Genomic DNA, 8,871 nt, shown 5'->3' on the forward strand with positions numbered 1-8,871 from the left:
GTGTAAACGGTCGAAATGCGCTTGGCGATGGCGGACTTGCCCGACCGCCGCCGCGCCGCTGGTGCCGGCCCGAACCCGCTCGATCGCCCCAGCCGCGCGCTCCAAGGACCCGGGCGTGGTGCTCGTCGACCTGGCGGCCGGCGATTGAGCGCACCCACGCAGTCGCTGCTTCCCCGGCGTCGCGGGCCCGGTGGAGCGCGGCCAGCACTTTCGGGTCGAGCACCTGGTCGTCGTGCTCGGCATCCGGGTGCTCGTTCCCGGCCGGGAAGGGGATCGGCAGCCGGGACAGCGGAGAGGTCGTCATGCCGGTGCAACCGCCCCACCGCGCTGTCGATCACGGGCAGCAGCGGGCGCAGCAGCCAGCCGCGGTCGTTGCCGGTGCCGGAGGTGTAGGCGAGCTCGGCGGCGGGCCGGTACACCCCGCCGCCCTCGCCAGCGGGCAGTTCCGGGGCGGGGACGAGGTCGAGCGGGCCGCAGGCCTCGCCGCGGGCTTGGGCGTCGGCGACGAAGGCGGTGTGGATCCGGCCGACGTTGAGGTGCTCGCGCCCGTGCCGGACGGCGAGCTGCTCGCCGTCCGGTGCTTGGGCGTCCGTGTGGCGTGGCGCCGACCGGTTCCTCCACGGCCTGATGGAGGACCGCCTGGCGATCTGCGTCGGCCGGTTTGTCAGCGTCGTCTGCCCGGAGCAGGTCGTGCTGCGCCGCATCAGGTGGCGCTGGTGACAGCCGGACTTCAGTGTCCGGCGAGGGTGTCGAACCAGGTGCGGATGAGGGGGTAGGAGGCCAGCGCCGAGCCGTTGTGGTCGGCGGCACCCGCGTCCACCACCGGCGCGTCGACCCCGGCACCCGCCAGCTGCGCCTCGCAGCTGAGGGTGTTGGTGGGTGCCACGTCCCGGTCGCCGTCCGCGTCGTAGAGCTGGACCGGCACCTGCGGGGCCCACTGGCAGACGCTGTCCGCCACCCGGAACATCTGCGCGAACTTGCCGGTCGGGTGTTGGAGTTGCTGCAGGAAGGCGGGAGTGAAGAGCTGCTGCAGGCTGTCCGGCAGGGCGGCGGCCACCTGCTCGTCGGGGTGCTCGCCGTCGAACAGGTCAGTCACGGTGCGGTCGTAGGGCGCCTGGAAGGCCTCGGCCGGCGAGCCGTAGAGCGGGTGCAGCCGGTTCCACGCGACCACCAGGTCGGCGGCGTAGAACGTGGCGTCCCTGCCGAGCAGTTGGCCGCCGAGGGCGGCCGGTAGCTCGCTGCCCGTCAGGTCGTACGGTCCGCTCACCGGGGCCAGTGCGGTCAGCCGGTACCCGGGGACCTGCCCGTGCTGCAACGCCCGCCCGATGCTCATCGCGGCCGCCCCGCCCTCGGAGAAGCCGGTCACCAGCACCCGGCCGTCGGCGCGCATGCCGTGCCGGGCCTCGACCTCCCGGGCGGCGACCAGCAGGTCGGTCGAGGCCGTGGTCTCCGAAGGTGCGTCCAGGTACGGGTGGGTGCCAGGCCCGAGGCCCAGCCCCAGGTAGTCCGGCGCCACCGCGGCGAAGCCGTCCCCGGCGAACATCACCGCCGCCGCGCGGTTGGGCCCGTCTGCCACTGAGGGGGCCTCACCTCGGTAGGCCATGGTGCCGTGCGCGTACTCGACGGTGGTCAGTGCGCGCGACCCCGGCTCGCGCGGAAGCGCCACCAGCCCGCTCGCGGTGGTGGGCCGCCCCTCGGAGGTGACGGTCCGGTAGACCACCCGCTCCAGCTGGACCCCGCCCCGTTCGGCCGGAGTGACGAAGCCAGCGTCCTGGACACTGGTGGTGGCCTGCTGGGCGTCCAGTAAGGCAAGCGGGGTGACCGAGACCACTGCGCCGCGGTGCGCCCGGCCGGCGCCCAGGTCGGCCGCCGTCGCGGTGGTGCTGCCAGCCAACGCGGTCAGGCAGAGGACGGCGGCGGCTGCGGACAGCCGTAGGGCGGTGCGGCGCTGCGACAGCTGCTTCGGCATCGGATTGGTCATCGACGTCTTCCCTCGTTCGGTTGCGCTCCCGGGAGCTTCCCGGTGCCCCCAACACTTCCAGCGCGGCGGCCCGGGAACGATGGAGCTGCCGGGCGTACTGGGGGTGGGGAGAACCCCCGGTCGGCCCAGGGGAGAACGAGACCTCAGGTGCCGAGCGAGGCAAACCCGGAGCGCCAGGAGGCGTGTAGCGGCAGCCGGTTGAGTTCCTTCCGGGCCCGGGAGTTGTCCGCTCCGCGCTCCGAGGGCTGCCGCCGGTTGTCACCGCGGGGGCGCTGGGCAGCCCAGGGCGGCGGCCAGCGCAGGCAGCCACTCGGTGGCGGTGGCCGGCTCGTCGTCCACCCCGACCTAGGCCATGTCTCTCCGATCATGAGCGGAGCCAGATGATGACGGCCGCGAAGGTCACGGTGCCCAGGAACACGTGCCCTCGCTTGTCATAGCGGGTCGCCACGGCTCGGAAGCCCTTGAGCTTGTTGATCGCCCGCTCGACGACGTTGCCGGGAGGCCGGCCACCACGCGAGCCGCGCCTGACGCGGTTGGCCGCCTGGTCAGCCTTCTCCGGAATGACGTGCCGGATGCCTCGCTTGCGCAGGTAGGCCCGCGTGCGGCGGTTGCTGTAGGCCTTATCGGCGCTGACGCTGTCCGGGCGCGTACGGGGCCTGCCGGTGCCGATGCGCGGGACATGGATCTTCTCCATGACCGGCTCGAACTGGGTGCAGTCCGCCCGCTGTCCGGGCGTGACCACCAGGGACAGCGGGCGGCATTGGCCGTCGGCGCTCAGATGGACCTTGGTGGTGAACCCACCGCGCGAGCGGCCCAGGCCCTCATGTGCAGGACCACCTCCTCCAGGTGGCCGAGCAGGCCCGTCCACACCGGATCGATCTGATGTTCCGTCGTCGGCGCCCCTTTTGAGATGGCCGGCGGCGGAGCGTTGCGGGCGCCGGCGGCGTGCTGATGGGCGCGCATCACCGTGGAGTCGACCGAGACGTCCCAGTCGATGGATCCCTCGGCGTCCGCGACGGCCTGGACCTGCTGCAGGAGCCGCTCCCACGTGCCGTCTGCCGACCACTGCAGATGCCTCTTGTGCACGGTCTTCCACGGCCCGAACCTCTCGGGCAGGTCGCGCCACTGCACCCCGGTCCGCACCCGGTGCAGAACCCCGTTGATCACCTGCCGGTGATCCCGCCACCTGCCACAACGCCCGTTGCTTATCGGCAGAAGCGGCTCCAAGCGAGCCCACTCCTCGTCCGTCAGATCACCATGACCAGCCGCCAGGGTCGGTGCGGAGCTTGGTGAGGATCCGCCAAGCCTTCAGGTTCGCGAGGCGGTGTTCGGCGCGGGCGTGTCCGGCGGCCAGTACGCGGTTGGCCTGGACCCAGGACACTACCGCCGTACGTCGATGACGAGCTTGCCACGTGCATGGCCTGCCATCAGATGACTGATCGCCTGCGGCGCTTCGGCCAGTGGGTAGCTGCGGTCGACCAGCGGTTTCACCGCGCCGGTCTCGATCAGTTCGGCGAGCAGCCGCAGGTCCTCGTGTCGCTGGGTCGAGAAGAGCGTGCGGAGTCGCTGGCCGATGAAGGGAGAGAGCAGCAGGGCCCGCAGCTGGCGGCCGAGGCCGCCGAACCACCTGCCGCCGTCCTCTCCTCCCACGATGACAAGTGTGCCGTGGGGAGTGAGGGCACGGCGGAGGTGGGGCAGGGGACGGTTGCCCGCGATGTCGAGGATGAGGTCGTAGCGGTTCTCGCCGCTCGTCGGGTCCTGTTGGGTGTAGTCGATGACCTGATCGGCCCCGAGGGAGCGCACCAGATCCGTCGTGTCGCTGCCGCAGACCGCGGTGACGTGGGCACCGAAGCTCCTGGCCACCTGAACGGCGAAGGTGCCCACGCCGCCGCCGGCGCCGATGAGGAGGACGGTCTGCCCGCTCCGCAGCCGTCCGACGTCGCGCAGGGCCTGGAGTGCGGTGCAGCAGGAGACCGGGACGGCGGCCGCTTCTTCGAAGTCCAGGTTGCCGGGCTTGAGCGCGATCCGGTCCTGTCTGGCACAGGCGTATTCGGCGAACGAACCGTGGCAGCTGCCGTACACCTCGTCGCCCGGCCGGAACCGGGTGACCTCGGCGCCGACCGCTTCCACCTGTCCCGCGACGTCCATGCCGCGGACGCGGGGCCGGCTGCCACGGAGGCCGAACGGCGTGGCTCGGATCAGGTATGGCACGCCGGCCGTGGCGTGCCAGACGCCCGGGTCGACTCCGGCGGCGTGGACGCGTATCAGCACCTCGTCACGGCGGGGGACGGGCTGTGGGATCTCTTCGACACGAAGGACCGAGGGCGGTCCGTAAGTGTCGTGGACGATGGCTCTCATGAGCTCTCCTCCTCCGTCTTGGGTGCTGGAACCCGTCGTCGAGTGGGATAGGGGACAGCGGACGCGTGCGTGATCTGGAAGGTCATCTCCGCAGGGGGCGAGCAGCGGCCCTGATCACCGGTGCTGACGGTCTGTCGGATCACGTCGCCGGCCCGTCAGCAATCTACGAGCGGGCCGCGGCAGCCGGACAGTGTCGCAGGCGACACGTCCCCGGGCGACGTACCGTCAGTGAACGGACGTCACCGCTACCACGTGCAGGTCAGGGAGCCGCTGGCAGTGACACCGGCCGTGCCGTTGCTCTTCATTGGCATGCCGTTGAAGGTCACGGTGTCGGGGGTGCGGCTCACCATGGCACTGATCGCGGTCTGCGAGCGCCACAGGACGGGGCCGCCGGCGCCGCCGACGGTGAGCTCAAGGGTGGCCCAGCCGTTGACGATGTCAAGGCTGACGTAGGTGTTGGCGCTGGTGTCCCGGGCGTTCGCGGTCACACTCAGCTTCCCGGACGACGACCTGTCCCCCGTGCAGGTCGCCGGGCCGAAGGTGTAGGCGCCGTGGTTCTCGCTCAGCGTGATGGTGCCGCTGGGGGGGCCAGGCTGGACGGACGGCTTCGCGGCGGCCCCGACCGGAGTCGCGGGCTGGGCGGCGACGGACGAGCCGCCGTCCCCGCAACCCGCGGCGAGAGCGACGGTGAGGCCGGTGGCGGCCACGGCGCAGAGACGAGTCAGCCGATTCATGAGCAAACCACATTTCCTAGAAGGTGTTTCGTGCACTTCGCGGCCGTTCAGGCCTTGGCCTGCCAGGGCAGCACGCCGTTCTCCGCGGTGAAGCGCCGGTAGGCGAGCGCCAGGCCGGCCGCGTCCACGAGCAGGCTCAGCCAGTAGCCGACGCCGTGGCCGGCCTCGAAGCCCGGCGGGAGGTAGCCCGGACCGGTGTAGTCGCTGCCGGGGTGGACCAGGAAGGCGATCAGCACACAGAGGGTGGCCAGCGCGAAGCCGGCCAGGGTGACCAGGCGGCCGGGAAGGCGTGCCGGGAGGACCCGCAGCAGGTGAGCGCCGAGCGCACCGGCGGCAGCGAGCGCGCTGAGCGCGGCGAACCAGCCGAAGAAGCCGTGCCAGGCGTCCGCGGTCACCGATGCCGAGTAGCCGGGGCCGGAGTAGGAGAACGTGTAGTACTCCATGAAGGAGAAGAGGAACGCGAGCAGACCGGCGGCGAGGATCGCCCAGTCCGTCCGGTCGACGCTCGCCGGGTCGAAGGCTGGTCCCGGCTCCGGCGCCACACCGTGCTCCGGCCCGGAAAGGTCCTGGTTCGTCATGAAGGTCCTTGCTGAATAACGGAGTTTCATCCGACGGCCACCTGACGGGAACCGGACGGTTAGGCGGCCCACCGGCAACCTACGGAACGGCAGCGGCCGCCCGGCAGTGCCGCAAGCGACACGTTCGGTATCGTTCGCGCCATGCAGATAGCGGTGCTCGTTCTTGACGATGTGTTCGACTCCGGGCTGACCGCCGTCCTGGATGTGTTCAAGGCCGCGAACGACCTGCGCGGGCACCTGCCGCAGCCGCCGCCCGCCTGGCAGCTCAGCACGGTGGGCTTCGCCCCCACGGCGCGCACCGCCTGCGGGCTCACGGTCAGCACGGACCCGGTCGACCAGGCCGAGTACGACCTGCTGCTCATCCCCGCGGTGGCCACCGAGTACCCGAACGGACTGGTGCCGTGGCTGGAGGGCGAGGCCACGGCCGCGGTGCGCGAACTGCTGCTCCAGGCCCGAGCCCGGGGCACCCGGCTGGCCACCGCCTGCACCGGCGCGTTCCTGCTGGCCGAGACGGGCATGCTGGACGGCCTGCGGGTGACCACCGCCTGGCAACTGGCTCCGCTGTTCCGCGAGCGCTACCCGAAGGTGACGCTCGACGAGCAGCGCATGGTCACCAACTGCGACGGCATCACGACGGCCGGCGCGGCCTTCGGCCACCTCGACCTCGCGCTGTCCCTGGTGCGACGCAGCAGCCCGACCCTGAGTGACCTCGTCGCGGACAACCTCATCATCGACGAGCGCCCCACCCAGGCCACCCACACCATGACCACCACGCTCGCCGACAGCAACCCCACCATCGCCGCCTTCGAACGCTGGGTACGCGGCAATCTCCAGGAGCCCCTGACCCTCGACGACGCGGCCTCCGCCCTCGGTGTCAGCAAACGGACCCTGCAGCGCACCACCCAGGCCGTGCTGGGCGTCTCACCCGTGCGCCTCGTCCAGGACCTGCGGGTCGAACAGGCCACCCACCTGCTGCGCAGCACCGACGACCCCATCGAGGTCATCGCCCGGCGGGTCGGCTACGAGAACGCCGGCACACTGCGTCTGCTGCTGCGCGAGCGCACCGGGCGCACCGCCGGCCAGCACCGCGGTCGGCGCCGCGAAGGGTGACCTCATCACGTGGCCGCCGAGCCACCCGCAGGACTCCGAAGCCGCCTCACTCGGTATGTCCGGTGGCGTGAGCCGATCCGCCCGGCGGCCCGGGGCACGGCTGCGCGCACCCGGCGGCCCGAGGTGCGCGCAGCCGTGCCCGGGCACCGCGTCCGGTCCCGACCGCACACCGCGTCCGGTCCCGCCCGCACACCGCGGCCGGTCAGCGAGGGGACAGCACCGCGACGTCGCTGCCGAAGACGACCACGAGCCGCGCGTCCGCTGCCACCGCCAGTCCGGTCACTGCCACCGGGAACACCAGGTCCGGCCCCAACTGCTCACCGGTGGCGAGGTCCCACATCCGCACTGTGCCGTCCGCGCTGCCGACGACGGCGACCGGTCGGCCCGCCACCGTTCCCACGGCCACCGCCTTCACCGCCACCGCGTCGTGCGCCACCGGGATCCCGCTGCTGGGACCTCGTTGGAGCGCGCCGAGTTCCTCGCCGGCTGCCAGGTCCCAGGTCAGCACCGTTCATGACGGTCGCCGGTGACGAGGACCCTGCGGCCCTCGACCGTGCCGACCGCCAGCGCCGTCCCATCGCCGCTGGTGCCTCGCAGGGGCTCGCCAAGCTGCTCGCCGGTGGCCAGGTCCCGGACGTGTGTGGCCAGGTCCCAGATGTGCAGCGGCGGGAGACTACTACCGGTGACGACGACCGTCCGGTCATCCAGCACCCCAACCGCCCGCGCCTCCTCGCCGGGGGGCCGTGGGATGTCACGGACGTGCCGGCGGTCGACCAGGTCCCACACCTGCACCGTCGGGTCGAAGCTGGTGGTGACGGTGACCGGGCGGCCATCCAGCTCGGTCACCGCTGCCGAGAGGAAACGGCTGGTGCCGCGCATGGGGGCGCCGAGCGGCTCGCCGGTGGCCAGGTCCCGCACCAACAGCGCCCCACCCTGAAGACCGCAACTGCCGGTCACGACGACCGGCCGGCCCGCCACCACCCCCGTGGCCACCGCCGGCACCTCGTCGGTGTGGCCCCGCAAGCGGGTGCCGACCGAGTGGGCAGCGGTCAGGTCCCACACCTGCACCGCCCTGCCCTCACTGCCGCTGACGGCGACCGGACGGCCCTCCACCACGGCCGTCGCCACCGTCGTCACTTCGCCCTCGCTCACGCGTAACCCGCCCGGGTCGTGCGGTGCGAGGGCGGCGGTGCGGGTGCGCTCCAGCCAGCTCACCCGGCACCTCGACCCCGCCATGCTGCGCCCGTCAGGGGGTTACGGTTCCGATCTGGCTCGGGGCGTTTTCGGTGAACCAGAGGTTGCCGTCGGATCCGGTGGTGATGTCCAGCGGGCTCGAATCGGTGGTCGGAATCGCGTACTCGGTGATCGAACCGCCGGTGGTGATCTGGCCGATGTCGTTGCCGGCGGTCTCGGTGAACCACAGGTTGCCGTCCGGTCCGGTGGTGATGCCCCACGGGAACGGGAAGGAGACGGTGTCCGTGAGGTCGTAGCCGGTGAACACGCCGTCCGTGGTGACCTGTCCGATCTGTGTTGCTCCGGCGTCGGTGAACCACAGGTTGCCGTCCGGCCCGGAGGTGATGCCGATGGGCAGGGAGAACAGCGAGGGCACCGCGTATTCGGTGATCGTGCCGCCGGTGGTGATCTGGCCGATGCTTCCGGAGAGCACTTCGGTGAACCACAGGTTGCCGTCCGACCCGGCGGTGATCCCCAGCGGGAAGGCGCCGGAGGTCGGAACCGCGTACTCGGTGACCGTGCCGCCCGGGGTGACCCGGCCGATGTTGCCGGCACCGGGCTCCGCGAACCAGAGGTTGCCGTCCGGCCCGACGGTGATGCCCCACGGGAAGGCGCCGGAGGTGGGGAGCGCGTACTCGGTGACCGTGCCGCCGGTGGTGATGCGGCCGATCTTGTCGACGTTCGACTCGGTGAACCACAGGGCGCCGTCCGGCCCGGTGACGATCTCGGCCGGCCCGGCGTTGGTGGTGGGCACCGAGTACTCGGTGAACGTGCCGCCTGTGGTGACGCGCCCGATCGCGTTCGCCCCGTTCTCGGTGAACCACAGGGCGTCATCCGGCCCCGCGGTGATGCCGACCGGTTCCGCATTGGCGGTGGG

8 protein-coding genes and 1 pseudogene are annotated in these 8,871 nt (G+C 71.8%); 1 reads left to right on the forward strand and 8 read right to left on the reverse strand.

Features of this window, described 5'->3' with window-relative positions:
* Window positions 1-730 precede the first annotated feature (730 nt).
* The 5 genes and pseudogenes from ACWCXH_RS39305 to ACWCXH_RS39325 form a co-directional block, all read right to left on the reverse strand.
* Window positions 731-1,981: an alpha/beta hydrolase family protein gene (locus ACWCXH_RS39305; protein WP_449806316.1), complete on the reverse strand. Its 1,251-nt coding sequence runs from the start codon at window positions 1,979-1,981 to the stop codon at window positions 731-733.
* A gap of 364 nt (window positions 1,982-2,345) precedes the next feature.
* Window positions 2,346-3,253 (reverse strand): annotated as a pseudogene (locus ACWCXH_RS39310) (IS5 family transposase).
* Window positions 3,254-3,361: 108 nt separating this feature from the next.
* Window positions 3,362-4,339 carry an NAD(P)-dependent alcohol dehydrogenase gene (locus ACWCXH_RS39315; protein WP_449806317.1) on the reverse strand — a complete coding sequence of 326 codons (978 nt, stop codon included), beginning with the start codon at window positions 4,337-4,339 and terminating at the stop codon, window positions 3,362-3,364.
* A gap of 245 nt (window positions 4,340-4,584) precedes the next feature.
* On the reverse strand, window positions 4,585-5,073 hold the full coding sequence (locus ACWCXH_RS39320; RefSeq protein WP_449806318.1) for a hypothetical protein: 489 nt from the start codon (window positions 5,071-5,073) through the stop codon (window positions 4,585-4,587).
* 47 nt (window positions 5,074-5,120) lie between these two features.
* Window positions 5,121-5,651: a hypothetical protein gene (locus ACWCXH_RS39325; RefSeq protein ID WP_449806319.1), complete on the reverse strand. Its 531-nt coding sequence runs from the start codon at window positions 5,649-5,651 to the stop codon at window positions 5,121-5,123.
* Window positions 5,652-5,792: 141 nt separating this feature from the next.
* Between ACWCXH_RS39325 and ACWCXH_RS39330 the strand changes: the two genes are divergently transcribed.
* Complete coding sequence (locus ACWCXH_RS39330; RefSeq protein WP_449806320.1) at window positions 5,793-6,761, forward strand: GlxA family transcriptional regulator; 969 nt, start codon at window positions 5,793-5,795, stop codon at window positions 6,759-6,761.
* Between the two features lie 202 nt (window positions 6,762-6,963).
* Here ACWCXH_RS39330 and ACWCXH_RS39335 read toward each other — a convergent pair whose 3' ends face one another.
* The 3 genes from ACWCXH_RS39335 to ACWCXH_RS39345 all read right to left on the reverse strand — a co-directional run.
* Window positions 6,964-7,269, reverse strand: a complete 306-nt coding sequence (locus ACWCXH_RS39335; RefSeq protein ID WP_449806321.1) for a hypothetical protein — start codon at window positions 7,267-7,269, stop codon at window positions 6,964-6,966.
* The gene (locus tag ACWCXH_RS39340) at window positions 7,263-7,976 is read right to left on the reverse strand and encodes a WD40 repeat domain-containing protein (RefSeq protein WP_449806322.1); all 714 of its coding nucleotides are present in this window, start codon (window positions 7,974-7,976) and stop codon (window positions 7,263-7,265) included. The genes ACWCXH_RS39335 and ACWCXH_RS39340 overlap by 7 nt, the downstream gene beginning before the upstream one ends.
* Window positions 7,977-8,007: 31 nt before the next feature.
* A partial coding sequence (locus ACWCXH_RS39345) for a Vgb family protein (protein WP_449806323.1) occupies window positions 8,008-8,871 on the reverse strand: 864 nt, incomplete at its 5' end.

The organism is Kitasatospora sp. NPDC001660 (assembly GCF_053596725.1).